The sequence below is a fragment of the Streptomyces sp. NRRL B-24484 genome, assembly GCF_000717715.1.
Taxonomy (GTDB): Bacteria; Actinomycetota; Actinomycetes; order Streptomycetales; family Streptomycetaceae; genus Kitasatospora.
Map to the genome: position 1 here is coordinate 1 of NZ_JOAI01000073.1, position 22240 is coordinate 22240.

The 22240-nt window shown below is 71.9% G+C and carries 33 protein-coding genes; all 33 read left to right on the forward strand.

Translation table 11 applies throughout. From position 1 onward, the window contains the following. The first annotated feature begins 170 nt into the window (after positions 1 to 170). The 33 genes from IE98_RS0138775 (at position 171) to IE98_RS0138935 (ending at position 22173) form a co-directional block, all read left to right on the forward strand. Entirely contained in the window at positions 171 to 440 is a 270-nt protein-coding gene (locus tag IE98_RS0138775) for a hypothetical protein (protein WP_030277079.1), read from the forward strand. An 81-nt stretch (positions 441 to 521) separates the two neighbouring features. Then, positions 522 to 866 carry a hypothetical protein gene (locus IE98_RS0138780; protein ID WP_030277080.1) on the forward strand — a complete coding sequence of 115 codons (345 nt, stop codon included), beginning with the start codon at positions 522 to 524 and terminating at the stop codon, positions 864 to 866. A gap of 98 nt (positions 867 to 964) precedes the next feature. Then, a complete protein-coding gene (locus IE98_RS0138785) occupies positions 965 to 1195 on the forward strand; it encodes a hypothetical protein (protein ID WP_030277081.1) in 231 nt (76 codons plus the stop codon). A 316-nt stretch (positions 1196 to 1511) separates the two neighbouring features. Continuing rightward, positions 1512 to 1928, forward strand: coding sequence for a DUF6573 family protein (locus IE98_RS0138790; RefSeq protein WP_030277082.1), 417 nt, complete (start codon positions 1512 to 1514; stop codon positions 1926 to 1928). A 108-nt stretch (positions 1929 to 2036) separates the two neighbouring features. Continuing rightward, positions 2037 to 2357 (forward strand): hypothetical protein, encoded by a 321-nt coding sequence (locus IE98_RS0138795; protein ID WP_030277083.1) that lies wholly within the window; start codon positions 2037 to 2039, stop codon positions 2355 to 2357. 222 nt (positions 2358 to 2579) lie between these two features. Then, positions 2580 to 2786, forward strand: a complete 207-nt coding sequence (locus IE98_RS43805) for a hypothetical protein (protein WP_043176161.1) — start codon at positions 2580 to 2582, stop codon at positions 2784 to 2786. Between the two features lie 164 nt (positions 2787 to 2950). Beyond that, complete coding sequence (locus IE98_RS0138805) at positions 2951 to 3427, forward strand: hypothetical protein (protein WP_030277084.1); 477 nt, start codon at positions 2951 to 2953, stop codon at positions 3425 to 3427. A gap of 227 nt (positions 3428 to 3654) precedes the next feature. Further along, complete coding sequence (locus tag IE98_RS0138810; protein WP_030277086.1) at positions 3655 to 3921, forward strand: hypothetical protein; 267 nt, start codon at positions 3655 to 3657, stop codon at positions 3919 to 3921. A gap of 84 nt (positions 3922 to 4005) precedes the next feature. Next, positions 4006 to 4593: a hypothetical protein gene (locus IE98_RS0138815; RefSeq protein ID WP_030277087.1), complete on the forward strand. Its 588-nt coding sequence runs from the start codon at positions 4006 to 4008 to the stop codon at positions 4591 to 4593. A gap of 141 nt (positions 4594 to 4734) precedes the next feature. Beyond that, positions 4735 to 5262, forward strand: coding sequence for a hypothetical protein (locus IE98_RS49755; RefSeq protein ID WP_030277088.1), 528 nt, complete (start codon positions 4735 to 4737; stop codon positions 5260 to 5262). 92 nt (positions 5263 to 5354) lie between these two features. Beyond that, positions 5355 to 6893, forward strand: coding sequence for a ParB N-terminal domain-containing protein (locus IE98_RS0138825; protein ID WP_030277089.1), 1539 nt, complete (start codon positions 5355 to 5357; stop codon positions 6891 to 6893). Positions 6894 to 6958: 65 nt separating this feature from the next. After that, a complete protein-coding gene (locus tag IE98_RS0138830; protein WP_030277092.1) occupies positions 6959 to 7192 on the forward strand; it encodes a hypothetical protein in 234 nt (77 codons plus the stop codon). A 287-nt stretch (positions 7193 to 7479) separates the two neighbouring features. After that, positions 7480 to 7674, forward strand: a complete 195-nt coding sequence (locus tag IE98_RS0138835; protein WP_030277093.1) for a hypothetical protein — start codon at positions 7480 to 7482, stop codon at positions 7672 to 7674. A gap of 149 nt (positions 7675 to 7823) precedes the next feature. Further along, complete coding sequence (locus IE98_RS0138840; RefSeq protein WP_030277094.1) at positions 7824 to 8642, forward strand: hypothetical protein; 819 nt, start codon at positions 7824 to 7826, stop codon at positions 8640 to 8642. A gap of 76 nt (positions 8643 to 8718) precedes the next feature. Next, positions 8719 to 8862 carry a hypothetical protein gene (locus IE98_RS49760; RefSeq protein WP_159401195.1) on the forward strand — a complete coding sequence of 48 codons (144 nt, stop codon included), beginning with the start codon at positions 8719 to 8721 and terminating at the stop codon, positions 8860 to 8862. A 74-nt stretch (positions 8863 to 8936) separates the two neighbouring features. Then, complete coding sequence (locus tag IE98_RS0138850; protein WP_030277095.1) at positions 8937 to 9545, forward strand: hypothetical protein; 609 nt, start codon at positions 8937 to 8939, stop codon at positions 9543 to 9545. A 131-nt stretch (positions 9546 to 9676) separates the two neighbouring features. After that, positions 9677 to 9952 (forward strand): hypothetical protein, encoded by a 276-nt coding sequence (locus tag IE98_RS0138855; protein ID WP_030277096.1) that lies wholly within the window; start codon positions 9677 to 9679, stop codon positions 9950 to 9952. A gap of 79 nt (positions 9953 to 10031) precedes the next feature. Then, the gene (locus IE98_RS0138860) at positions 10032 to 11045 is read left to right on the forward strand and encodes a hypothetical protein (protein ID WP_030277097.1); all 1014 of its coding nucleotides are present in this window, start codon (positions 10032 to 10034) and stop codon (positions 11043 to 11045) included. A gap of 106 nt (positions 11046 to 11151) precedes the next feature. Beyond that, the gene (locus tag IE98_RS0138865; protein WP_030277101.1) at positions 11152 to 11418 is read left to right on the forward strand and encodes a hypothetical protein; all 267 of its coding nucleotides are present in this window, start codon (positions 11152 to 11154) and stop codon (positions 11416 to 11418) included. Positions 11419 to 11545: 127 nt separating this feature from the next. Continuing rightward, a complete protein-coding gene (locus IE98_RS0138870; RefSeq protein WP_030277103.1) occupies positions 11546 to 11860 on the forward strand; it encodes a hypothetical protein in 315 nt (104 codons plus the stop codon). Between the two features lie 262 nt (positions 11861 to 12122). Then, positions 12123 to 12662 carry a hypothetical protein gene (locus tag IE98_RS0138875; protein ID WP_030277106.1) on the forward strand — a complete coding sequence of 180 codons (540 nt, stop codon included), beginning with the start codon at positions 12123 to 12125 and terminating at the stop codon, positions 12660 to 12662. An 84-nt stretch (positions 12663 to 12746) separates the two neighbouring features. After that, complete coding sequence (locus IE98_RS0138880; protein WP_030277108.1) at positions 12747 to 13817, forward strand: hypothetical protein; 1071 nt, start codon at positions 12747 to 12749, stop codon at positions 13815 to 13817. Positions 13818 to 13904: 87 nt separating this feature from the next. Continuing rightward, positions 13905 to 14729 (forward strand): DUF7221 family queuine tRNA-ribosyltransferase-like protein, encoded by an 825-nt coding sequence (locus IE98_RS0138885; protein WP_052391534.1) that lies wholly within the window; start codon positions 13905 to 13907, stop codon positions 14727 to 14729. 130 nt (positions 14730 to 14859) lie between these two features. Continuing rightward, a complete protein-coding gene (locus IE98_RS0138890; RefSeq protein ID WP_030277110.1) occupies positions 14860 to 15234 on the forward strand; it encodes a hypothetical protein in 375 nt (124 codons plus the stop codon). A 71-nt stretch (positions 15235 to 15305) separates the two neighbouring features. Beyond that, positions 15306 to 15710, forward strand: a complete 405-nt coding sequence (locus IE98_RS0138895) for a hypothetical protein (protein WP_030277112.1) — start codon at positions 15306 to 15308, stop codon at positions 15708 to 15710. Positions 15711 to 15894: 184 nt separating this feature from the next. Continuing rightward, positions 15895 to 16395 carry a hypothetical protein gene (locus tag IE98_RS0138900; RefSeq protein ID WP_030277114.1) on the forward strand — a complete coding sequence of 167 codons (501 nt, stop codon included), beginning with the start codon at positions 15895 to 15897 and terminating at the stop codon, positions 16393 to 16395. Positions 16396 to 16490: 95 nt separating this feature from the next. Next, a complete protein-coding gene (locus tag IE98_RS49765; RefSeq protein ID WP_030277116.1) occupies positions 16491 to 16997 on the forward strand; it encodes a hypothetical protein in 507 nt (168 codons plus the stop codon). Next, positions 16994 to 17857, forward strand: coding sequence for a phosphoadenosine phosphosulfate reductase family protein (locus IE98_RS0138910; RefSeq protein WP_078661659.1), 864 nt, complete (start codon positions 16994 to 16996; stop codon positions 17855 to 17857). Before IE98_RS49765 ends, IE98_RS0138910 begins: the two co-directional genes overlap by 4 nt. 174 nt (positions 17858 to 18031) lie before the next feature. Next, entirely contained in the window at positions 18032 to 18499 is a 468-nt protein-coding gene (locus tag IE98_RS0138915; protein ID WP_043176163.1) for a hypothetical protein, read from the forward strand. Between the two features lie 179 nt (positions 18500 to 18678). Continuing rightward, a complete protein-coding gene (locus tag IE98_RS0138920; RefSeq protein WP_030277122.1) occupies positions 18679 to 20127 on the forward strand; it encodes a DNA cytosine methyltransferase in 1449 nt (482 codons plus the stop codon). Positions 20128 to 20285: 158 nt separating this feature from the next. After that, complete coding sequence (locus tag IE98_RS0138925; RefSeq protein ID WP_030277124.1) at positions 20286 to 20720, forward strand: hypothetical protein; 435 nt, start codon at positions 20286 to 20288, stop codon at positions 20718 to 20720. 70 nt (positions 20721 to 20790) lie between these two features. After that, a complete protein-coding gene (locus IE98_RS0138930; RefSeq protein WP_030277126.1) occupies positions 20791 to 21609 on the forward strand; it encodes a hypothetical protein in 819 nt (272 codons plus the stop codon). Positions 21610 to 21717: 108 nt separating this feature from the next. After that, on the forward strand, positions 21718 to 22173 hold the full coding sequence (locus IE98_RS0138935; protein WP_030277128.1) for a hypothetical protein: 456 nt from the start codon (positions 21718 to 21720) through the stop codon (positions 22171 to 22173). The last annotated feature ends 67 nt before the right edge of the window (positions 22174 to 22240 follow it).

Genomic DNA, 22240 nt, shown 5'->3' on the forward strand with positions numbered 1-22240 from the left:
AGTCGGGCACGCAGTCGGGCGGACTGATCTCCCGTCAGGCTCGGTGCTCCGCAGCGATTCCCGCAGCACATCGGCCTCATAAGGGGTAATGGCGTGATATAGTTTTCTTGTTGGTCGGGGTGGCACTCCGAGCAACACCCTTCGAACCGTCCCCGAAAGAGGGAGAAGATATGGACTTCCCGCCCGAGCTCCTGGTCGAGGCACTGACCCTGGAGGCCGAGCTTCAGTCGAAGCTCAAGGATGCGGCGGACCTCACAAGCCGGCGAAATCGCCTCCTGTACGAGGCGTGGCAGCGCGTCAAGGACTCCCGCGCGGTCGCCGCGCACATGCCCCGAACGGTCAACAAGAAGACCGTTGAAAAGGCGGTGCGCGAGTTCGCTCCCCCGGTGGGCTGGGATGTTCTGGAGCTGGATCTGGAAATTACGGTCATCTCCAGCTGACAAAGTCCCGCAGTGCGGCGGATGGCACCGCCGCACTGCACACCATCCCTTCGAATCAACCAGAAAAATCAAGGAGTCCAGATGAACGACAAGACCGAGTTCGATTTCGTGTTCATCAGCGCCGTTCGCGGAGTCGGCGAGCAGGTCGAGAAGGTAATCCCCGGTTCGTCTTCCTGGCTGGTCCTGGTCGCCAGCCAGTCCGACGGGTACCACGAGATGCTCGAATTCTGGAGCGTCACCCGGGCGGAGCTCAACGGATTCGACCTCAGCCGCGCCGGAAAGCGCAAGGCACAGCAGGTGGCAAGGGCGCGTGAGGTGTTCTCGCTGCTGATTTCAGCGGTGCGGTTCGCGGAGGCTGGGGACATGTCGGTGGCGCTGGGTTTCATTCACCGGGCGTGGAAGCGTGGGTGGGCTGGCGTGCGCTAGCGCAGGCTTAAGGCGTGATATGGTTGTCTTGTTGCCGGGGGGTGGCTCCCCCGGCAACACCTTCGAATCAATCCGCCCACCGATGAGAGGCAGTCAACATGATCCAGCTCTTCCGAAAGCAGCGCCGCACGGTGAAGGTGCCCGCCGAGGTCGCGGACCGATTCGGCGAGGCGTTCGGTCAGATTGCGGCCGGTGATATCGCCGAGCTCCTGACGTGCGGTGAGCTCAACGCCCTGGCGGACGTCATGAGGTCCCTCGGGTACCCGGGGCGCGCGGAAATGTGGACCGAGGCTCACGCGCAGGGCGACGCGGAAGGCGACTCGCACTGACCGCACCGGGGCCCGGCAGGTGCGCCGGGCCCCGGCATTCGAACCGGCTGCGGCTGGCCAACGCCGTTTCGGGCCAAGGCCGACCGCATCATTCACGATCGCGATTAGCTCGGCGAGTTGGGCTCTCTTCGGAATTTCGTGATTCTGTGAGGCAACTCGTCAACGCCTTGAGGGATGGCGCCTCTTGTCGCCCGATAGCTGATATTTCGAGCGACACGCGCCCCACGTCATGGCTTTTTCGTGGTATAGTTCTCTTGTTGGCAGGGGGTGGCTCCCCCGGCCGACACCCTTCGAACTCTCCAAAGGAGTGATCTACATGAGTCTGTCGGAGATCTTCGGTAGCGCGGTGCACGCGGTGACGCGGGCCGAGGCGTTGGAGTCCGGCGCCCTGGTGGCGGCTGACTCTCAGTTGGCCAGGGAGGCCGGCTGGCGCTGGCCGGTGGCCCTCACCGCCGCCGCGTGGACCGACTGCGTCGCGTGGGACGCGGAAGCCGAGGCCCGCCACGGGGGCTACGGGCAGTCCGAGACCGGCCGCCTGTGGGACGTGCTGTTCCTCGCCTTCCTCGCCGCCCGCCGGACCAACCCCGGGCACCGGTCGGTGAGGTTCGAGGTGCTGCGCATCCGGGCAACCGGGGTGACCGGGCGGGCCAGCACGGCGCGACTGGCAGTGTTCTGCGGCCCCGGGGACAGCGGGGAGCCCGTGATCACGATCATGCAGGCCGACGAGGACTGACGAGCAGCCGGGCGGCGGATTCGCCGCCCGGCCCAGCCTTGCCAATCAGCTACGGGTCGGGGGTGGCACCCCGGCCCGTGCCCTTCGAACCCAACTCAGGAGCACCAGGTGGAGAACACCAACCGACAGGCCCGCACCGACGCCGAGGCGACCGAGATGCTGCCCGCCGTTCCCGACGGCCGGGTCGGCTGCGACGACGGATGGGACTGGATGGAAGCCCTTTCGGACGGCTGGCACGCGGTGGCCGGGCTGAAGGACGGCACGCTTGTGGGGGAGTGGCCGCTCTACATCGTGGCCATCTACGCGGATCCCCACCGCAGCGTGTACGGGCTGGCCGTCTGCATCGAGGGTGACGTCACGGTTCAGGGATTCACCGACCGCAACGACCGCACCCGCGCACTGAAGACCCACATCCTCGACGAGGACTGACATCTCGGCTGTCTGCTGCGCCCTGGCAGGGCGCAGCAGACAGCCGGTGTCGGTTCGTCCGTCGAGGCGGTGGGCCGGCCGGGGGCAGGTTGAGCGGTGACGCGGCGGGAGAATCGGCGGCTGTGTGGACTCGAAGGCATTTTGCGTGGTATTGTTTTCTTGTTGGCAGGGGGTGGCACCCCGGCCGACGCCCTTCGAGCCCATCGACCGACGGAGACCTTCATGGCTCGCACCGACAACACCCGCCCCATCCGCATGGTTCGCGAGGACCGCCCCTACTTGGGCTACGCCGCGATGTCCGGGCGCCGCCGCAAGGGGGCGCAGCGGTCGGCCCACAAGCAGGACCGCCAGGCGCTGCGGCGGGCGCTGCGGATCGGCGGCGAGCCGCCGCGCCCGCAGCGCCGCCGGGTGAACTGGGACCTGTTCTGACAGGCGACCCGGGGCGGTGCGAGCGCGCCGCCCCGGGTCCGTCCCGCCCGCCGGGGAAAGGCGATATCCCGCCCAATAGGCTTTAACCGCGACAGCATTCTCTTGTTGGAGCAGGGGTGGCACCCTGCTCCGCCCCTTCGAACCAACCGCAAGGAGACAGGCACATGACCGCTCAGTCCAGCAGCGCCCGCGCCATCCTCGGCCCGCTGTTCGTAGTGAAGGGGCACGACGCCGAGACGCGGCTGCGCCGCTCGGTCAGCATCGAAGGCGGGGGATTCGTGCTCGACAGGCTGCACTGCGAGACGCTGCCCGCCGAGCAGGTGCAGATCCGCTACCCGGCCCACCTCGGGGGCCAGCCGCTGCTCACCGTGACCCCGCTGGACCTGGAGTGGCGCACCCTCAGCCGGGAGCAGGCCGCCGAGACCGCCGCCCAGCTCGCGGGCACCTGGTGGAGCACCGTCCCCGGCAGCCACTCCCTGACCCAGGAGAGCGCCACCGCCTACGAGCTGGGCCAGATGGTGAGCCTGCTCGCCGCCGAGGGTGGCCCCGTCGCCATCAGCAAGCACGTGGTGGGCCTGGTCTACCTGGACGAGCCGTGGATGTTCGTCGCGGACGACACCCCCGCCGCCTGGAACGGCTGACCGCCCGGGTGGGGGCGGCACATTCGCCGCCCCCACCCGCCGCACAGGCGCCAAAGCGGGCCGCCCGGACGAGGCACCGCATCGACGTTCGCAGCGCACATCCCACGGGCGAACCCGAGCAGCGCCGACGGGAGCCAGGCCGGCCGACAGCCAGCCAGCCGGCTAGCCAGCCAAGGGCGGGCGCCCGGCCGCGCCCCTTCGAAAACTCACCGAGGAGACAGGAAGCCATGGCACGCTTCGTCAAGAGAGACCGTTCCGGCCGGACGCGGGCACAGGTACACCACCTGGAGGTGGGCGACGTCTTGCTGTTCGGTGGCCGCAAGGCGATCACGTCGATCGCGCGGATCGAACACGCGGAACTGAACCCGGAATGGATGGCCGAAGCGCTGGCCTACGAGGGCTGGGACGCTTTCCGGATGGTGCTGGACGACGGCACGGTGAAGGACGTGCCCGCGTTCTGCTACTACTTCCTGGCCGCCGACCGGCCGCGCTGACAGCGCCGTACTCGGCAGCCCGCCGGGCGGCGGATGGCACCGCCGCCCGGCCCCTTCGAACCATCGACCACGGAAGGAAACAGCATGCTGACGACCAGCCAGGCCCGCCGGATGGCGCAGGACCGGGCCCCAGCCGGCTACCGGCTGCACACCCTGGCACGCGTACGTGCTGACCGCTTCACCGCCCTCTACGTCGACGAGCGGTTTCGCAGCCGCCGCGGCGAGGTCACCGAAGCCGGTGCCGCCGTCCACCGCACGGTGTACGGCCCGAAGTACCGGCGCAGCGACGGCGAACGCGAGACCCAGGTGGCGGCCCGTATCCGGGCCGACTACCGACAGGCCCGGACGCGGGGGGTAATCCCCGAAGATCTGCGGGTGTCGGTGCGCAGCGGGCGGGGACGGGGAATCGTGGTCGAGGTGTCCGGGCTGAGTGACCGGTTCCTGAACGAGGACCGGCGAGGCGGCGAGCAGTACGGGGCGCGTGCCGCGGGGCTGCTGCGGGTGCTGGAGGAGATCCGCGAGGCGTACCAGCGGGACGGGACCGACAGCGCGTCTGATCTGTTCCAACTGCGGTACGCCGGGTATGTGGTGCTGCTCAGCGAGGCGCAGCAGCGGCAGCGGGCGGAGGAGCGTGCGCAGGGGCGCCCGCCGGGGCCGAGGGTGGCCGGCTGAGGCCGGGGCGGGCGGGAGTTCTTCGGGAATGAGGCTCATCCACACCCCAAGGCGGGGATTGCATGTGATATAGTTTTCTCGTTGGGGAGGGATGGCGCCCTGGCCGACCCTTTTTCGAACCAGTCCACCGGGAGGAATCCGATGCGCGCAATCACCCTTCACCCCGCGGCCGCCGAGGCCCTGGCCCCGCTCGCGTTCGGCGCCTTCACCCCGACCGTGTGGCCCGACGGCGGCTACCTCGCTCTCTGGCTGCACACCGCCCCGTGGTGCTCCTGCCAGATCACGATCTCGCCGGACAACCTGGTCAACGACGCGGACGCCCCGGCGGAGTTCACCCCGGCCGGCCCCTGGTCGTTCTCCGGATGCTTCGACGTCGCGACGAGCGAGGGCTGCGCCAACCCCGGCCACTGGGGCAACCCCCTGACCGACAGCGGACACCCGACCCCCCACCACGCGTGGGCCGCCGCCCACGACGAGCACCGCGCCAAGTGCTTCGAGTTCCGCGACTGCCTGGTCCAGTGCCTCAGCTGCGGGGACCTGCGCGGCCAGCACGGCCCCGGCGGCAGCCCGTTCGCGTGCGAGGACTTCACCCCGGGCACGGAGCTGGGCCGCGCCGACTGGGAGCACGAACGCCGCCGCCGCGGCCTGTACGTGCCCGACCCTCGCTGACACCCTCTACCGCCGGGCGGCGGATGGCACCGCCGCCCGGCCCGCACCGGCACCCGCCGCTGCGCCCTTCGGACCATCACAAGGAAGGCATCATGACCCACACCACCGAAACCGCGGCCGAGCAGGCCAGCGAGATCCGGCCCACCGGCATCGAGTGGCGCGAGTTCCACCCCGCCGAACTGACCGTCGACCCGTTCAACCACCGGCAGGGCAACACCAAGCCGCCGAGCCCCGAGCTGAAGGCCAGCGTCGCCACGGTCGGGGTCCGCGAGGCGATCGGCGTCCGCCCGCAGCCCGACGGCACGTTCGCCGTCTTCAAGGGCCGGCGCCGACTGCTCGCCGCCCAGGAGCAGGCCGCCAAGGCTGCCAAGCCGGAGGACGCCGTCCTGGTCCCGGCACTGATCCACTGGGACCTGGCCGACGCGGACGACGAGACCCTGCTGATGTCCCTGCTGGAGAACCAGTTCCGCGAGAACGCCACCAAGGCCGATGAGGTCGCCGTGGCGGAGCAGCTGGCCATGATGGACATCCCGGAGCAGCGGCGCCGCCGCCACGCAAAGGTGCTCGGCATCACGCCCGCCGCGCTCGCGGCGGCGAAGGGAACGGCGCAGCTCAGCGCGGAGAACAAGGACCGGGCGCTGGCCGAGGACTTCGATCTGGTCGAGATGCACGAGTGGCACCAGGTCGGCGGGGACCTGGAGAGCTTCCGGGTGCTCAGCCGGGCCAAGAGCCGGGACCTGAGTTCGGGCAAGGGCGGGCGCGGGGAGTGGAAGCAGGCTCTGCAGAAGATCCGTGACCAGCGCGCCGTGCGGGAGCGGCAGGCCGCTGTGGAGGAGGAGCTGCGGGCGGCCGGGACGGCGGTGGTCGAGCACCAGGACCGCTGGATGTACGGCACGGCCCGGCCGTTGGGGCACCTGCTGACCTCACTGGGCAAGCCGATGACCCTCTCGGTGCACGCGCAGGTGTGCGCGAGCCACGCCGCCGCCGTCGACCCGGACACCTTCGAGGTCGTTCACGTGTGCACCGACTGGCACACCGCGGGCCACCAGCTGGTCGCCGAGGAGGCCGAGAAGCTGATCCAGGCCGGGCGGATGCCGGTGGACCCCGAGGCCAAGAAGGCCGAGGACCGCGCCCGGCGCGAACGCAACCGGGCCTGGCGGTCGGAGCGCGAGGTCCGCCTCGACTTCCTGGCCGGAATCGTGGCGGGCAGGAAGCTGCCCGAGGCTGCCGACGAGCTGGTGGAGGACGCCGTCATGGGCGCCCAGGACTGGTGGCGGCGGGCAGTGAACTCCGCCCGCACCGAGCTGACCGCACGCCTGCTGGGAGTCGACGACCCGAACGCGGGCCGCAACCAGTGGGAGCGCTTGGAGGACCCGTTCCGCGAGGTGAGCCGCCGGGGCGGCAAGGCCCGCCGCCGGTTCCGCCTGTTCGCCCGGGTCGCCGCCGCGATCGAGCAGACCGAGATGCGCGACGGCGCGTGGGAGCAGCCGACCGCTGCGATGGTCGGCTGGCTCCGGTTCCTGGAGGCCGAGCTGGGCCACACCTTGGGCGACGCCGAGAAGGACGCCGTGGCCGCCTACGAGCGCAAGACCGCCGACCGCGCGGGCGGCGGGGAGAAGTCCGCGAGCTGATCCCGCTCCGGCCGGGGCCGCCCGTACGGCCCCGGCCGGAGCATTCGAGACCAGGAGGTACCACCATGCGCGCGAGCGCCGAGACCGTCGCCGCCGAGCTGTTCGCCGCGTTGCTGAAGGAGGCCGGCGAATGGGCCGACGACAGTGAAGCCGGTTGGGTGGACCGGCTGTACGACATGCCGCCCGCCGATGCGCTCGACGCCGTCGAGGGCGCGAACGTCGTACCCAGTCAGTTGGCCGCCCCCGTAGCCGCCGCACTGCGGTTCCTCGCTCCAGGAATCTACGGCGCGCCCGCCTGACCGGTGCCACCGGCCCGGGAAAGCGAAACGGCGACCGCCCACCATAAGGTGGACCCCCCGTCGAGCTGACAGCAGGCTGGCGCGGTCGCCGGTCGGCGGCAGGCTCACACCCGCCGCATCCCTTCGAACCATCCGCCCAAGGAGCGCATGGTCGAGCCTCCAGCATAGCGGCCGCCGGAGTGCCCCATTCCCACCCGCTGCGGGATTTAGATGTGGTATAGTTTTCTTGTTGTCCCGGGGTGGCGCCCCGGGCCAGCTCCCTTCAAGTCTCGCCCCAAGGAGAGCAGATGACCGACCACACGCCACAGGTCAGCAGCGAAGCGCTCACCGGCCGGCCGGCCCGCCCGCGGTGGACCGCCCTTCCGGCGGACGCCTTCACCGACAAGCCGCGCGCCACCCAGGTCGCCCTGTTCGCCGCCGGTGAGGACCCGATGGGAACGCCGTCTCTGCTCGCCGCCGAGGACGAGTTCCACCTGTTCTGACACCACCGCGGTGGGGCGGCGGATGGCACCTCCGCCCCGCCGCGCCCTCGAACACACAAGGCCGGGTGCACGGATGGCGCCGCCCAACCGGCCCCGGTATCCCCCTTCGTGAGACCAGACCAGCGAGAGGCCGAAGAGAGGAAGTCGAGATGGAAACCCCCGAGAGCTGGGAGAACATCAGCGATCGGTTCGCAGCGATGGGCGCAGCGGTCGCCGCCGCACTGGACGCCCTGTCGCCCGCAAGCGAACGCGGCTGGCGGCACGTCCGAGCGCTGACCGCCTACGGCCGCGTGCAGCTGGAACACCCGGCAGGCTGGGAGCTGAACCTGGCGTGGAACGGCAGCTACCGCAAAGGTGCGGCAGGTCGGCGGGTGACGGTCAGCGGGGTGCTGCCCCCGGAGTACCGGGGCCGGGAGGCGCACGAGATCACTGTGGGCCTGGACCGCAAACCCGAGGCGATCGCGGCCGACATCGCCCGCCGTCTGCTGCCCGCCTACAAGGAGGCGGCCCGGGCAACGCTCGGCCACGTCGCCGAGGAACTCGCCCACCGGCAGCGGCGCGAGGCGGCTATCGGGCAGATGCAGGCGGCGCTTCCCGCGCTCTCCCCCGGGCCGAGCAGCCTGGAGCACGGCTACGCCACGTTCCGCGACGGCAGCGCGGGCCGTCGGCCGCACCGTGCCTACGCGCACGGGCGGGTCCGGCTGGCGCACGACGGGCGCAGCGGACGCCTGGAGGCCGACGGAATTCCGCTGGAGGTGCTGCTGGAGATGCTCGCCCTGCTGAATGCCGACCCGAGGCCGCTGGAAGGCCGGGTGATGCCGCGGAAGGTCGGTACCGCGGTGGGGGAGTTGGAGCCGGCCGCGCGGGTCATCGCGGGCGAGGTGCTCCTCACCGCGATGGAGGCCCGGCAGACCGAGCACGGGCCCGCGACGCGTGTCGCCAACCCCACAATCGGGCGCGAGGCGTGATATAGTTTTTCTGTTGGCTCCTGGTGGGCAACCCGGCCCGACTCCCTTCGAACCACCACCGCAAGGAGGCACTGCCATGCAGCGCAACGACGGCAACGACCGCGCCATCCCCACCGTCCCGGCCCCGCGCCGAAAGGACGCCGGCCACGCGCCCCGACCTGCCGCGCAGCCCGGCCGGACGGTTCCGGCGCAGCCCGACCGCGGCACCCGCAACACCTGAACACCGCCCCCGGGGCGGCGCTGGCACCGCCGCCCCGGACCACTTCGAACCACCCGCGACCCGAGGAGCACACCGTGCAGAACCCGACCGCCCCGGCACCCGCCGTCACCTACCGCATCCCCACCTGCTACGGCCAGGCCGAGACCGTGACCGTCACCGCGGAAAACCCCTTCCACGACCTGCTGCTCACCCTGCCGCCGTGCCGCACCGAGTGCCGAGGAGTGGCCTTCCGCGCGGACAACGGCGGGATCTGCATGGCCCAGAGCGCCCGCCACGACCTCGCCGCCGCCGGAGAGGAGTACACGCGGCTGCTCAAGCGCGCCGCCTGGCGTGAGCGCCAGGGCAAGACCCGGTTCGCCGCGAACCTGCGGACCAACGCCGCCCAGCAGCGCAGGACGAGCGAGCAGTGCGCCGCCGCGTGGGCGACGGAGGCCACCTGCGACGGGACGCTGCGCCCCGACCTGCCGTGCGCCCACACCGGGGGAGGGCACCGGTACGCGCTCGACAGCGAGACGGAATGCCCCGTGTGCCACGCGGTGATGCGGCTGTACGAGTGCGGCCCCCTGGCGGGCTACCTGCCCGGCCACGAGGACGAGCGCACGCGTGGCACGGCGTTCCCGATGCCGGTGTGCCCGGCGTCCGACCGGCACCCCGAGCAGTCGCTGCCCGCGGCCGCTTCCTGACCGCCGAAGGACTTGGCTCGCCCGCGGGGCCGCGGTCCGCTGCGGCCCCGCGGGCGAGCGCCACTTAGTAGCCCCGGGCGCCGGGCTGGCCCCGGCCGGCCCGCCAACCACCTGACCCGATTGGAGAACTCGTGCCCGCATCCGACATCGCCAACGGCCGCGCGCTGCCCGACGCCTCGTGCGACAACTGCGGCCAGCGCCGCTGGATCATGCACCTCAGCGTCACGACCACCCGCGGTCCCGCCCAGCAGTTGCACATCGAGCCCGACCCGGCGCCGTCCGGCGACCTCGTGGTCAGCTGCGCGGAGTGCTCCGCGCTCCTGCCCGACACCGACCCGTTGCGCGCCGACCTGGCCGCAATCGCTACGCGCCGACTGCGCCGACGGCGCACCGCCCGGAACCACTGAGGCCCGCCCCGCAGCGCCCGTTCCATCACCCAGGTCCGGCCGCCGAGCGGCGGCCGGGCCGCCGCTTCGAGGAGGAGCCATGTTCACCAAGCTGCACCCGGGCATCCCGCCTGTCCTGGCCGAGCTGCGCACGGCCGGCCTGCACACCACAGTCCACTCACCCGACGAAGGCGGCTACCAGCTGCACATCCCCGGCCCGCGCGGCACCTACGTGCTGATCGGGCACCCGGAGCACCTGCCCGAGCCCGGCGAGGACCTGACCGGCTTCAACGCGGAGCTGCACAACGGGTTCGGCGACCACATCCGTTGGCTCCACCACTCCTGCGCGCACCAGGTCGGCGCCGCCGACGGCGCCGACCCCCAGGCCCTGGCCGCGGCCCTGCTCGCCGGGCTCGCCCACGAGGCGCTCCCCGACACAGCGACCGACAGCGCGAGCATCACGGCCGACACGGCCACCGACATGCACGGCCGCCGCTGCTACGCGCTCACCCTGCCCGCGAACCGCCCGCCGCAGTACGTGCGGACCGCCCTGGCCGCACTGCGCGAAGCGGACATGCGGGCCGTCCAGGGGCCGACGGCCGCCGACGGCCGACCCACCTTGTGGCTGGGCGCCCAGTTCGGCCCTGGCGCGCCGTACAGCAACCTCGGCAGGGTGGACAGCATGCTGTGGCTGGCCGGCTTCGACGCGTACCGCTCCCGCCGCCCGGTCCGGGGCTACCGGCTGGGCAACCTCGACAGCAACGGCCACGGCGTCGTGCTCCTCACCGACGGCCCCGGCCGACAGCCCGACGAAGAGCAACAGGCGGAGCTCGCGGACGGCATTGCCGAGGTGCTCGCCGCCGACGGCCTGTGGCAGGTCGAGCGCGCGCAGCCGCACATCTTGCACATCACGGCGGCCCCGGTCAGCGGCGGGATGCGCACGTACGCGGTGCAGTGGAATGTCGACGTCGAGGCCGGCTCGCCCGAGGAGGCCGCCCGCCTCGCCGCCACACGGGCACACCGCACGGGGTTGGTCGAGGTCGAGGTGTTCGACGCTGCGGACACCGACCGTCGGTGGTCGCTGCCGGTCGGTGGTGCGCAGCAGGAGGACTGACGGGCAATCACACCCACCGAAGGGCTTTGAGTGTGATAATGTTTTCTTGTCGGCGAGGGATGGCTCCCCCGCCGGCCCCTTCGGACCGTCTACACGGGAGGCCCCGTTGACCCAGACCACCGCCGCGGACCCGCTCACCGAGTACCCGCCGCACATCCAGGACGCCATCCGTTCCGAGGCCCACGCCTGGTTCCACGACCACATCGAGCCCGCCCGCGGAATGTACGAGTCCCACCGCACCTGGGCACTCCGCCTCACGCCGGAGCAGCGTCGCCGCCACAGCTCGGACGCCTGGTACGCCAACCAGCTGCTGAAGCGCGCGGCCATCGCCGAGGTCCAGAAGGAGCTCGGCGACCCGCTCGGCGGGATCTGAGCCATCGGGGCGGCCCGCAGCAGCGGGCCGCCCCCGCTCACCGAGCCCGGGCGGGCGCCGCAAAGCGCACAGCCAGGCACCCTTGCTGCCCGCACCAAGCGGAGCAGCCACATGCGACGGAGACGATGTGAGCCTGCACCGAGAGAACGTCACCTGGGAGAGCGCCGACGGCACTTGGACCATCGGGTTCTACGACTTCGTGGAGACCGGCGGCGACGACCGTGACGAGGAATGGGACGTCGAGTACCTGAACACCTTCGGATGGGTCTCGGCCGGCCACCCGACCAGCGAGGCAGCCATGGCCGCCTACACGGCGCACAGCGCCAACCCCGGCGGGACCACCCTGGTCCGGTGGTGCGAGGAGAACGCCGCCGAGATCACCCAGCTGAACGAGCTGGCCGCGCAGCACGCCTCCGGCCCCGGCAACCCGCACTGGTGGTAAGTCGCCCCGACAGCCGGCCGCACGCCACGGGGGGCGGCCGGTGGGGCCGGGCCCGGCAGCCCGACCCCACCTTCCCTTCGAACCGACCGCGGCATCTGCCGCAGACAAGGAGTCGTCATGCCCGCTCACACCCGCTTTCCCCCGCACCCGCATTGAGGAGCTGATTGCCCTGCTCGACGCGCCCTGGCATCCCGCCCCCTGTCCGTACGGACAGGACGACGTCCGCCAGTACGTCACCGACGGGCGGGGGCGCGGTTTCTGGATGAAGGTGGATCGCCGAGCGCTCGACAGGGAGCCGTCTCGGCCCGACGGCTACTGGATCACGGTGGTCGGCCGCTACCCGGACGTCCCCGGCCACTTCACAGACCGGCGGCGGCCGCGAATCGCGTTCAACCTCTCCCGGCCGCTGGACACCCTCGCCAGGGACATCCGGCGCCGCTTCCTGCCCGAGTTCCTGGCTGCGCACGAGCGTGCGGTGAACGAGCTACACGCCCGGGCCGTGGCCGGCGGCCGCCGCGAGGACCTCGCACTGTCTCTGCTCGCCCGCTTCCCCAACGGCGGCTGGCACGGCGAGTCCCGGTCAGGCCACCACGAGACCTATGTCGACCTGGAGCCGTCCGGCGGCGCGTACGCGCACGTGGAGATGCACGGCGCGGAGGAGACCGTGTCCGTCCAGCTCCACCGGGTTCGGCCGCAGGACTTGGAAGTGCTGTGGGACCTGTTCGAGGCCAGGGCCCGCGATCGGTCGGCGAAGACGGCACCGGACAGTGCAGCCCTGCTCGACAACGGGCTATTTGCTTGATATAGTTTTTCTGTTGCCGGAGCGGTGGGTGGCACCACCCCTCCGGCCCCTTCGAACCGTTCCCGTCCGATCCGAGGAGCCCCGATGCGCCGTGCATCCCGCAAGCGCCCCGTGCCGTCCGTCGAGACCACTCCCGCCCCGCAGCCGAAGCCGGCTCCCGCGGTGCCTACCGCGTACGCGGTGCTGCGCGCGACCCTGCCCGACGGGATCGGCGGCGCGGAGGAGCTCCAGCTGGCCATGCCAGCCGACGAGTTCGGCGCCGCCGCCTGGCAGCTGTGGTCGATCACGCTGTACCTGGCCCGGCTGCGCCGCCACCAGGTCCAGCCGAGCAGCGCGACCCTCCGCTCCCACCTGGCGTCCGACGTTGTGCCGTTCCCCACCCCCACCCTCGGCTTCCCCTACGCGGCTCTGCACGACTCGCGCCCCAGCCTGCTGCTCGATCTGGAACTCGGCGCGCTGGACGACACCGGCTGGCCGACCGCCCGCCTGGTCGTGATCGAGCAGGACACCGCGGAGTATGGCTTCACCCGCACGCACCGGTTTCGCACCGCCCGAGCCATCACCCGCGCTGCGGCGCGGTGGCTCGCCGACGAGTGCGCCCTGCTGACGGGTGCGGCCCAGCGGGCGGGTGACGAGCAGCTGCGCGAGCGCGCCAGCCTCGCCGGCCGTCTGGCCGACCAGGCGGAGACCATCCGGGCGCGCGCCCAGCAGGACGCACTGCACGAGAACGCGGAGGCCGCCCGCGCAGCCGCGCGAGGCGGCTCCGAGGAGGAGCCGCAACTGCCCGCGATGGAGGAGAAGTCCGGGGAGCTGCAGACCGTCACTGGGCGGCTGGTGCGCACGGACGAGCCGTCCGGCCCCGGCGGGGACGAGCCGACACTGCTCCTGCACGTTGAGCTCGCCGCCCCCGCCGACCGGGTGACCTGGCGCGAGGACCGCCCGGGGGTGCTGGTGTGCACCGTGCGCGGGGCCGCTGCCGAGCAGGTCCGCGCACTGCCGGCCGGGACGGCCCTGGTCGTGGTCGGCCGCGCTCGCTCGGTCGTCTACCGCTTCGAAGGGGACGTGCGGCGCCGCATGGAGATCTTCGACGTCGCCAGCATCGGCGTCGACCTCGCCGCGGCCCCGGCCCCCGCCGCGGCTGCCTCCGCCGCCTGATTGCAGCCCCGATCCGCACTGGGGCGGCCCGAACGCCGCCCCAGCCCTGCCCCCTGCCCGCACACCTCCACGAGGACAGGCACAGCCGTGATCCGCCATGACGCATCCACCGCCGGCCGGGAGACCGCCGCGACCTTCTACCTCGGGGCACCGCCCCACTGGGCCGCCACCTCGCACGTTCCGCTCATGATCTCCGCCAATCCCCTCGCCGGGTACCGCAGCCGAGGCGATCGCTTCCCCAAGGCCCGCTGCGCATGGGCGATGGACAGCGCCGGCTTCTCCCAGCTCGACGACCACGGCCAATACCTGCTCGGCCCGGACGAGTACGGCGGCTTGGTCTACCGGATCATGGACGATTTCGGCGCACCGCCGGCGTTCGTCTCGATCCAGGACTGGATGACCGAACCCCAGATCACCGCGCGCACCGGCTTCACCGTGGAGCAGCACCAGGCGTTCACCGTCGACTCGTACCTGTACCTGACCCGGGAGTTCCCGCACGCGCCGTGGATTCCGATCCTGCAGGGGCAGACCCTGGCCGACTACCTGGCCCACTGCGCGATGTACGAGCGGGCGGGGATCGACCTCGCGGAGGCCGCACGGGTCGGGGTCGGGTCGGTGTGTCGGCGGCAGGGCATGCGGGACACCGGGCTCATCCTGTCGGCACTGGCCGGCCGCGGCCTGCGCCTGCACGGGTTCGGCATCAAGACCCAGGGCCTGCGACTGCACGGGCACCACCTGGTCAGCGCCGACAGCTACGCCTGGTCGATCGGCGCACGCCGCCGCTCGGAGCGGCTGCCGTCGTGCACCCACGAGGCCGCCGACTGCCGCAACTGCCGCGCCTACGCCATGGCCTGGCGCGAGCGTGTCCTGTCCGCCCTGGCGGCACCGAAGCAGCTGGGACTCTGGCCGTGAAACGCCACCACGGGGGCTCGAAACCCGACACCCGTCGGGCATTAAGTGTGGTACAGTTTTCTTGTCGGAAGGGGTTGGCGCCCCGACCGGCGCCCTTCGAACCATTCCCAAGATCCAAGGAGACCTGGCCATGTCGACCACCACCTTCGAGACCGCGGCCGCCTTCGTCGCCGAGGCCGACTCCGTCGACCAGCTGCGCACGCTCCGAGCGCTGTGCGAGGAACGGATCGCCCGCCTCAGCCCGCGTCCCGAGTCGACCGCCACGATGGTCCGCATCCCCTCTGTGGGCGAGCGCGTCCGTCTGCAGAAGATCCGCCCGCAGTACCTCATCGGCCTGACGGGGATCATCACGGACGCCCGGCGCACCCGGGTCGACGTGGCGCTCGACGCCGAGTCGACGGCCCGCCTGGCGGCCACCCGGCAGACCCGGTTCGCGGTCCCGCCGGGCGCGACGACCTTCCTGATCGAGGGCGCACACGTCGCCAGCATCGCCCCGCAGGACTGACGCCGCGTCACGCCGGGGCAGCGGATGGCACCGCCGCCCCGGCGCCCCCTTCGAACCCACCGGGAGTTCTCATGGACCTGTACTACGACCTTTCCGCGGCGCTGCGCCTTGCCGAGCACGCCGCTGCCGCCCACGAACACCGGGCCTACGGCATGTCCGCCGAAGCGGTTCCGGCCCTGGTCTGGGGCAAGAGCAGCGGGGCGTTCCTCAACTCCAGCGGCCTGCCGATCATGTCGGGCATCTACGCCGACGGGCTGGAGGGCCCCGAGGCCGACGCCCTGCTGCGCCGGACCGAGGTCGGCGGCGACGACTTCGCCCAGCCCATCCCGCTCCAGGACCCCATCACCGACGAGCACGGCACCACGATGTCGACGCTGGAGTGGCTGCGCCGCGGCCAGCAGTCCGGCATGGCCTGGCTGGTGATCGAGGTGGACCGCACCACCTACTCCCTCGCCCTGGAAGGCCCGAGGCTCTAGCCCCTGCCGGGCCCGGCTGCGGTCAACTGCCCCCGCCTGCCGGGCGGGGGCAGTCTCCGCGGCCCTGCCCGAAGGCCGTCGGGCTGACGGCCCGGCGCCGGCGACAGGGCCGCGCAGCACCGGTCCGCTTCGGATCAATCACCGGCCGCGACGCACTGCGGCCCCACAGCAGAGGACAAGAACCATGAACACCACCCCACCACACGGCCCGGCATCGCCGATCGAGGCCCTCGCCGACGCCGTGCGCGCCCACGTGACGGCCGCGGCCGACTACCTGCGCGCAGAGACCGGGCTCGCGCTGCCCGCCGCACCGGACCAGGAGGAGCAGCTCTCCGCCGTCTCCCTGACCGTGGAGACGGCAGACGGCACGGGGACCATCCGAATCGACGTGGACGACCGCATCCAGTGCTGCACGCTGCGTCTGGACGGCGTCCCGCTGCGCCGCGCCGCCGAGGTCTACCGGGCGGTGTGGGGCGAGGAGCACGGCCACTTCGACGGTGCTGCGACGCTCGACGGCGCCCAGGTCGGCGCCGAGTTCGAGTTCGAGGACAACAACGACGACGTCCACCGCCGCACCTGCCGAGCGCTGCGGGTCGTGGTCCTCGACGGCGGCCTGGCACAGCTCGACCTGCCGGACATCAACCTGCGCGACGCGGTGGCCGCCCTGCGCTGCCTGACGGCCTGATCCCCTCCGGTCGACATCCCCGCCACTCCTGCCGGGGCGGCGGACGGCTCCCCCGCCCCGGCCCCCTTCGAACCCGATTCCAGGAAGGCACTTCTGTGTCCGACACCCAGCTCGCCGCCCACTTGGCCGCCTGCCAGCAGCGCTTCAACCACGACCCGGGCGACCGCAACCGCGCCGCCCTCGCCGACGCGTTCGTCCAGAACGCCGCCCACGAGATCCGCGCCCTATGGCCGGCCGCCCACCAGGTGGTCGTCCGGCTCGGCCGACCCGGCAGGTACGGGCCCCACCCGACCTTCGACGAGCTGCGCTCCCCGTCGACGTCCCTGGTCGCCCGCGGGCACCTGCCCTTCTTGTGGCCCGACGACGCCGAGCTCTTCGCCTTGGCCCTCCATTCCGTCTATGCAGCGATCGAGCTCACCGGCCGAACCGGCGCCGCCGGCTCCTGGCAGACCCGGTTCGCCTCCGCCGCCGCCGCGGCCGACGAGCCGCTCTTTCGCGACCTGCCCTGGCGGATCACCACCGCCGGCCCCGGGGCGGACTGCCTGGCCGTCATCCTCCCCCCGCGCCGTTCGGCCGCACCGACCACCGGAGGCGGGGCATGACGGGCAACCCGACTTCTCCGCCAGCCTGCGCCAGCGCCTGCGGACGGCAACTCTCGCTCTTCGAGGCCGACCCGACGACCGCAGTGCCGGAATTCGACTGGGACCGCCACGACGTCGTGATCGTGGGCAGCTCGGCCGGCAAGGACAGCGCCGCGATGCTCCACACCGTCTGCCAGCAGGCCGACCAGGCAGGCGCCCTGCACAAGGTGCGGGTCCTGCACTGCGACCTCGGGGCAACGCCCAACGGGCACGACATCGAGTGGCCCATGGTCGCCGAGCTGGCACGCCGCCAGGCCGCCTTGTACAGCGTGCCGTTCGCGGTGCGCCGCGCCGCCCGGTGGGCGTCGCTGTGGGACCGGATCATGGCCCACGGCAACTGGCCCGGATTCTTCGCGAGGTTCTGCACGGCCGATACCAAGACGGTCGTCGGTCGGGACTACGTGGACGAGACCGGCAAGGAGCTCAGCCTCGGCCGGCCCGTGCGCGCCGGCTACGCGCTGGGCATGCGGGCCGAGGAATCCACCGGCAGGGCCAAGATCCGGACCATCGAAACCCACCGGATGACCGGGAAGGGCACCCTCCGGGAGGTCACCACCTGGCTGCCCATCCACGGCTGGACCACCGACGACGTGTGGCGGCTCCACCGAGAGCACGGCATCCCCCACCACGAGGCGTACGACCAGGGGATGCGACGGCTCAGCTGCAGGTTCTGCCCGCTGGCCGGCAACGAGGACGTCATCCGCTCGGTCCAGCTCAACCCGGCCCTGGCCCGCGAGTACGCCGCCGCCGAAGAACACCTGGGCCACCCCTTCAAGAAGAACCTCTCCATGCGCCGGGCTATTCAACTCGCCGGCATCTGACCGCCGCGGCGCCCCTACCTCCCGCCGGCTCGACAACGACACCGCCGGGTGACACACGGAACAAGCGCTCTGCCCAGCACAGGGCAGAGCGCCCACCGAAGGTCGGACACAGTGCCGTTGAACGGCACTCCCCACATCGCCCACCGCCCACTGTCTCGAAAGGACGGACCCACCATGACCGGCACCGCCAGGGCCGCACGCTTCGCCGCCGCCTACGCCCTGCTCCGCGCCTCCGCCACCATCGCCGACCACTGGCTGCAGACCACCCACCAGGCGGCGTGCAAGGGGTGGCACGACGGCGACGTCGACGCCACCGGCGCCGCACGCACGTCCGCGGAGGGGCGCCGGGCCTGCGCCGCGCATGTCGCCACCTACACCGCCGCCCAGGGTGCCGCCCTGCTGCTCGGCTCCCGGGTACTCGGCCTGCGCCTGCGCCCCCAGGCGGTCGTCTGCGCTCTCGCCCTGTCCGGCGCGACGCACTACGTCGCCGACCGGCGGCGCCCGCTGAAGAAGCTCGCCGACCGGGTCGGAAAGGCCCCGTTCTACTCGCTCACCTCGAACGGCATGAACGGCGCCTACCAGCTCGACCAGGCATTCCACCACGCCATGGAAACCGCGGCCGCAGTCATCGCGGCCCGCTGACCATCCGCGGTCGGGCGGCCGACGACAGCAACGCCGCGGCCGCCCGGCCGGACCCGCTGCTCCCCGAAGAGCAGAAACGGGTAGACACTCGGTAATCAGATGAGATATAGTTTTCTTGTTGGCAGGGCGGGTGGCACCGCCTCGACATCCCTTCGAGCCTCTGACGAGGAGACACATCCATGCTGAAAGTCTTGGACGAGTTCGCCGGAGCTGGCGGAACCAGCCAGGGTGTCCACGCGGTCCCGGGCACCGAGCTGATCTTCGCGGCGAACCACAACCGACAGGCCGTGGACTCGCACGCGGCGAACTTCCCGGACGTCGAGCACTTCGTGGAGGACATCGCCCGCACCGACATCACCAAGTTCCCCTCCGCTGACATCTTCTGCTCCTCCCCCAGCTGCCCGCCCTGGACCGACGCCCGCGGCAAGCGCCGGGACTTCGACAACACCACCCAGGGCGTGCTCTTCGGCGAGAAGGAGCCGGACCCCGAGATCAAGCGGGCACGCGCGCTGATGGAGGAGGTCCCCCGGTACCTGCGCGCGATGAACCTCCGCGGCACGCCCGTCCTGGTCGGCATGGTCGAGAACGTGGTCCAGGTCCGCAAGTGGGACGAGTGGGACCGCTGGATCAAGGAGATCGAAGCCGAGGGCTACGAGGTGAAGGTGATCGCCTACAACTCGGCCCACGCCCGACCCGTCCGTTGCGAGTGGTCGCCCCAGTCCCGCAACCGGGCCTACGTCGCCTACTGGCACAAGAAGCTCGGCCGCCGGCCCGACTGGGACAAGTGGCTGCGCCCCCGAGCCTGGTGCCCGACCTGCGACAAGACGGTCGACGCCATCCAGGTCTTCAAGCAGCCCGGCACCGACATGGGGACCCACGGCCGCCACGGCCAGTACTACTACCGCTGCCCGAACAGCACGTGCCGCCACCGCATCGTCGAGCCAGAGACGCTTGGCGCCGACACCGCGATCGACTGGACCATCGCTGGGACGAGGCTCGCCGAACGGGAGGAGCCCCTCGCCCCCGCCACCATCGAGCGGATCGTCGCCGGCCTGCTCAAGTACATGCCCGCGCAGCCGACCGCCCCGTCGGGGCAGGTCCCGATTCTGGGAGAAACCGAGCCCACCAGGCCCACCACCGCCCCCGACGGTTGGGAGCCGTTCATCGTGCCGCTGCGCGGCGGCGGCGACAAGGGCCGCTTCCGGCCGGTGTCGGCGCCACTGACCACGGTCACCGCCAGCGGCAACCACCACGGCCTGGTCACCGCGCCCAACGCCCGCCTCCAGCGGCTGCTGGTTCCCTACTACAGCAACGGCCGTGCCAGGCCGGTGACCGACCCTGTCGGCACGATCACCACCAAGGACCGGTGGTCGCTGATCACCCACCAGCTCCTGGAGGGCGGCCGGATCCACCTGGACGACGTCCGCTTCCGGATGCTCACCCCGGCGGAGATCGGCAAGGCCATGGCCTTCCGGCCCGGCTACATCGTCCTCGGCTCCGCCAAGGACCAGGTCCGCCAGTACGGCAACGCCGTCACCCCGCCGGTCGCCGAGCTCATCATCTCCGCCCTGGTCGAAGCGATCACCGGCGAGGACCTCCCGCGCGACGTCCTCGCACTCGCGGCCTGACGCCGACGCCGCCGGCGGCAAAGCGGCGGCTCGCCAACTGCCAGCCCGTCGGCGGAGCCTACTTCGGCCCCGCCGACGGGCCCTCTCCCGACCAGCAACCGCCCCTGAAGCGGGCGGGCCTCCCGCGGCCCGCCCGACCCGGGCGCCAGGAGGACACGATGCCCAGCCGACGCGCACGTCCCCGCCCGGCACCCGAGGCCGCCCCGGACGCCATCGCGGCCATCCTCACGGCGAAGGGCTGGACCCCGGCCCGCACCAATGGCCGCCTCATCACCGTCGAAGACACCGCGCCCGCCGACGAAGGCGATTTCCTTCTCCACTCCGAGCCAGCCGACACCGAGCACACCCCGGCCACCGTCCTGCTGTGGTGCGTCACCGACACCTACGTCAGCACCCTGACCGCCATGGCCGGTGTCCTCCAGGACGAGGGCTACACCGTGGAGGACACCGACGACTTCGACGGCGTCCGGGTGCGCTCCGCAACCTCCGCCGAGCTCACTGCCCGTGCCCGCGCGGCCCGAGACCGAGTCGCACCGCTACTGGACCTGCTCGCACCGGCCCCGACAGCACCTCCCGAGACCACCCTCTTCTGACCAGGCCGGCGGCGGCAGGCACCGCCGCCCGGCCCTCCCTTCGAACCCGACACCCAAGGAGCACCCCGTCATGCGTCTGGCAGCCCACCACCGCACCCCCGAAGGCCTCGCCGCCGCCACCGCCACCCACCTGCCCGCCCGGCACGGCCGGTCCTGGTCGCTGGTGCGCGACCTGCACCTCGACGGCCGCCCCGCCGCCGGTCTGAGCGACGGCGACCGCACCCTACTGCTCACCGCGGCCCCGTGCGGCGAGGTCCGGATGACCGCCTGGCCGAAGGGAGGCACGCCGCTTGCCGCCTGCCCCGTCCCGGGCCGCAACGCACACCCCCGACACCTCGCAGCCACCGCCGTCCGCCGCCACCTGCCCGCGGCCGACGCTGTCCGCCACCAGCCCGGCCACGCCGAGCGCTTCGACCACGCCCACCAGCTCCTGCGCGAGCTGTGCTCCAGCCCCCTGGCACCCGGCCGGCGAACCATCAGCACCCACAACGACCTGCCGTACCAGGTCACCTGGTACCTGGACGAGCAGGCTCGCGTGGTCGCGACACCCTCGGGCGACTCGGCCGTGGTCGTCCGCGCCACCGCCATCCGGCTCCCCTACGCCGAGCGCCTGCTGCGCCTTGCCCTGGAGAGCCGGACACCCCAGGCCCCCGGCAAGGCCGTCGTCGGCGCAGCTGCCCGGCGCCTGGCCGCCGCATGGCCGCTGGAGCCGACCGGCGGCAGTGCCGACGGCACCACCCGGCTCACCGCCCGACCCATGCACCCGTACGCCCCGCAGCTGGAGATCACCCTTTGGCCGGGCCTGCCCGGTCACGACCGCGAACGAGTCGACCTGCGACTGCGCTGCGGCGTGGACCTGGCACTGCTCGCACTGGCCACCCTGCGCTGACCCGACCTCGCGATACGGCGGCGGCACCGCCGGACCCGCGCCCCTTCGAACCCTCCCTCCGACCGCCGACGGCCCAGGCCGTCGGCGGTCCCGTCTCAGGAGAAGCCCATGTCCCGTCAGCTCGCCCTCTTCCAGTCGGCGAACGAGTTTCCCGAGCCCGAACCCTGCCGCCAGACCGTGCTGTGCTGGGGGCTCGGCGCCGACTCCACCGCGATCCTGATCCGTCTCCTCGAAGAGCCCACCGCCCACGGGCTGCGCCCCGACCTCGCCGACCTGACCGTGATCACCAGCCTCACCGGCATGGAGTGGCCCAACTCGGTCGACCTGGCGGAGCGGTACGTCCTGCCGCTGCTGCGCGCCAAGCAGGTCCGCTACGTGCAGATCGCCCGCGGCGGCGCCTCGATCGCCAAGTCCGGCATCGAGGTCCTCTCCGACACCCGCAACCCCACCGTCGTCCACACCAGCGGCCGCTGGAGCCTGCTGCAGGACCTGCGCCTGTCGGGCACCATCCCGATGTACGGGGGCGCCAGGCTCTGGTGTGTTAACTGCACTAATCGCTTCTGATCATGGAGCGAGACGATCCCTATCTGCAAGGAACGTTGTGCAGCAAGACCTCCACCGCCAGCTGATC

Excerpts from the sequence above, each read along its gene's own strand:
- IE98_RS0138790 (WP_030277082.1), top strand. The coding sequence starts at position 1,512 with ATGAGTCTGTCGGAGATCTTCGGTAGCGCGGTGCACGCGGTGACGCGG.
- IE98_RS0138915 (WP_043176163.1), top strand. The coding sequence starts at position 18,032 with ATGACCGGCACCGCCAGGGCCGCACGCTTCGCCGCCGCCTACGCCCTG.
- IE98_RS0138830 (WP_030277092.1), top strand. The coding sequence starts at position 6,959 with ATGCGCGCGAGCGCCGAGACCGTCGCCGCCGAGCTGTTCGCCGCGTTG.
- IE98_RS0138895 (WP_030277112.1), top strand. The coding sequence starts at position 15,306 with ATGGACCTGTACTACGACCTTTCCGCGGCGCTGCGCCTTGCCGAGCAC.
- IE98_RS0138810 (WP_030277086.1), top strand. The coding sequence starts at position 3,655 with ATGGCACGCTTCGTCAAGAGAGACCGTTCCGGCCGGACGCGGGCACAG.
- IE98_RS0138910 (WP_078661659.1), top strand. The coding sequence starts at position 16,994 with ATGACGGGCAACCCGACTTCTCCGCCAGCCTGCGCCAGCGCCTGCGGA.
- IE98_RS0138825 (WP_030277089.1), top strand. The coding sequence starts at position 5,355 with ATGACCCACACCACCGAAACCGCGGCCGAGCAGGCCAGCGAGATCCGG.
- IE98_RS0138840 (WP_030277094.1), top strand. The coding sequence starts at position 7,824 with ATGGAAACCCCCGAGAGCTGGGAGAACATCAGCGATCGGTTCGCAGCG.
- IE98_RS0138930 (WP_030277126.1), top strand. The coding sequence starts at position 20,791 with ATGCGTCTGGCAGCCCACCACCGCACCCCCGAAGGCCTCGCCGCCGCC.
- IE98_RS0138780 (WP_030277080.1), top strand. The coding sequence starts at position 522 with ATGAACGACAAGACCGAGTTCGATTTCGTGTTCATCAGCGCCGTTCGC.
- IE98_RS49760 (WP_159401195.1), top strand. The coding sequence starts at position 8,719 with ATGCAGCGCAACGACGGCAACGACCGCGCCATCCCCACCGTCCCGGCC.
- IE98_RS0138900 (WP_030277114.1), top strand. The coding sequence starts at position 15,895 with ATGAACACCACCCCACCACACGGCCCGGCATCGCCGATCGAGGCCCTC.
- IE98_RS0138925 (WP_030277124.1), top strand. The coding sequence starts at position 20,286 with ATGCCCAGCCGACGCGCACGTCCCCGCCCGGCACCCGAGGCCGCCCCG.
- IE98_RS0138935 (WP_030277128.1), top strand. The coding sequence starts at position 21,718 with ATGTCCCGTCAGCTCGCCCTCTTCCAGTCGGCGAACGAGTTTCCCGAG.
- IE98_RS0138880 (WP_030277108.1), top strand. The coding sequence starts at position 12,747 with ATGCGCCGTGCATCCCGCAAGCGCCCCGTGCCGTCCGTCGAGACCACT.
- IE98_RS49755 (WP_030277088.1), top strand. The coding sequence starts at position 4,735 with ATGCGCGCAATCACCCTTCACCCCGCGGCCGCCGAGGCCCTGGCCCCG.
- IE98_RS0138805 (WP_030277084.1), top strand. The coding sequence starts at position 2,951 with ATGACCGCTCAGTCCAGCAGCGCCCGCGCCATCCTCGGCCCGCTGTTC.
- IE98_RS0138775 (WP_030277079.1), top strand. The coding sequence starts at position 171 with ATGGACTTCCCGCCCGAGCTCCTGGTCGAGGCACTGACCCTGGAGGCC.
- IE98_RS0138890 (WP_030277110.1), top strand. The coding sequence starts at position 14,860 with ATGTCGACCACCACCTTCGAGACCGCGGCCGCCTTCGTCGCCGAGGCC.
- IE98_RS43805 (WP_043176161.1), top strand. The coding sequence starts at position 2,580 with ATGGCTCGCACCGACAACACCCGCCCCATCCGCATGGTTCGCGAGGAC.
- IE98_RS0138785 (WP_030277081.1), top strand. The coding sequence starts at position 965 with ATGATCCAGCTCTTCCGAAAGCAGCGCCGCACGGTGAAGGTGCCCGCC.
- IE98_RS0138835 (WP_030277093.1), top strand. The coding sequence starts at position 7,480 with ATGACCGACCACACGCCACAGGTCAGCAGCGAAGCGCTCACCGGCCGG.
- IE98_RS0138875 (WP_030277106.1), top strand. The coding sequence starts at position 12,123 with ATGAAGGTGGATCGCCGAGCGCTCGACAGGGAGCCGTCTCGGCCCGAC.
- IE98_RS0138815 (WP_030277087.1), top strand. The coding sequence starts at position 4,006 with ATGCTGACGACCAGCCAGGCCCGCCGGATGGCGCAGGACCGGGCCCCA.
- IE98_RS0138860 (WP_030277097.1), top strand. The coding sequence starts at position 10,032 with ATGTTCACCAAGCTGCACCCGGGCATCCCGCCTGTCCTGGCCGAGCTG.
- IE98_RS0138920 (WP_030277122.1), top strand. The coding sequence starts at position 18,679 with ATGCTGAAAGTCTTGGACGAGTTCGCCGGAGCTGGCGGAACCAGCCAG.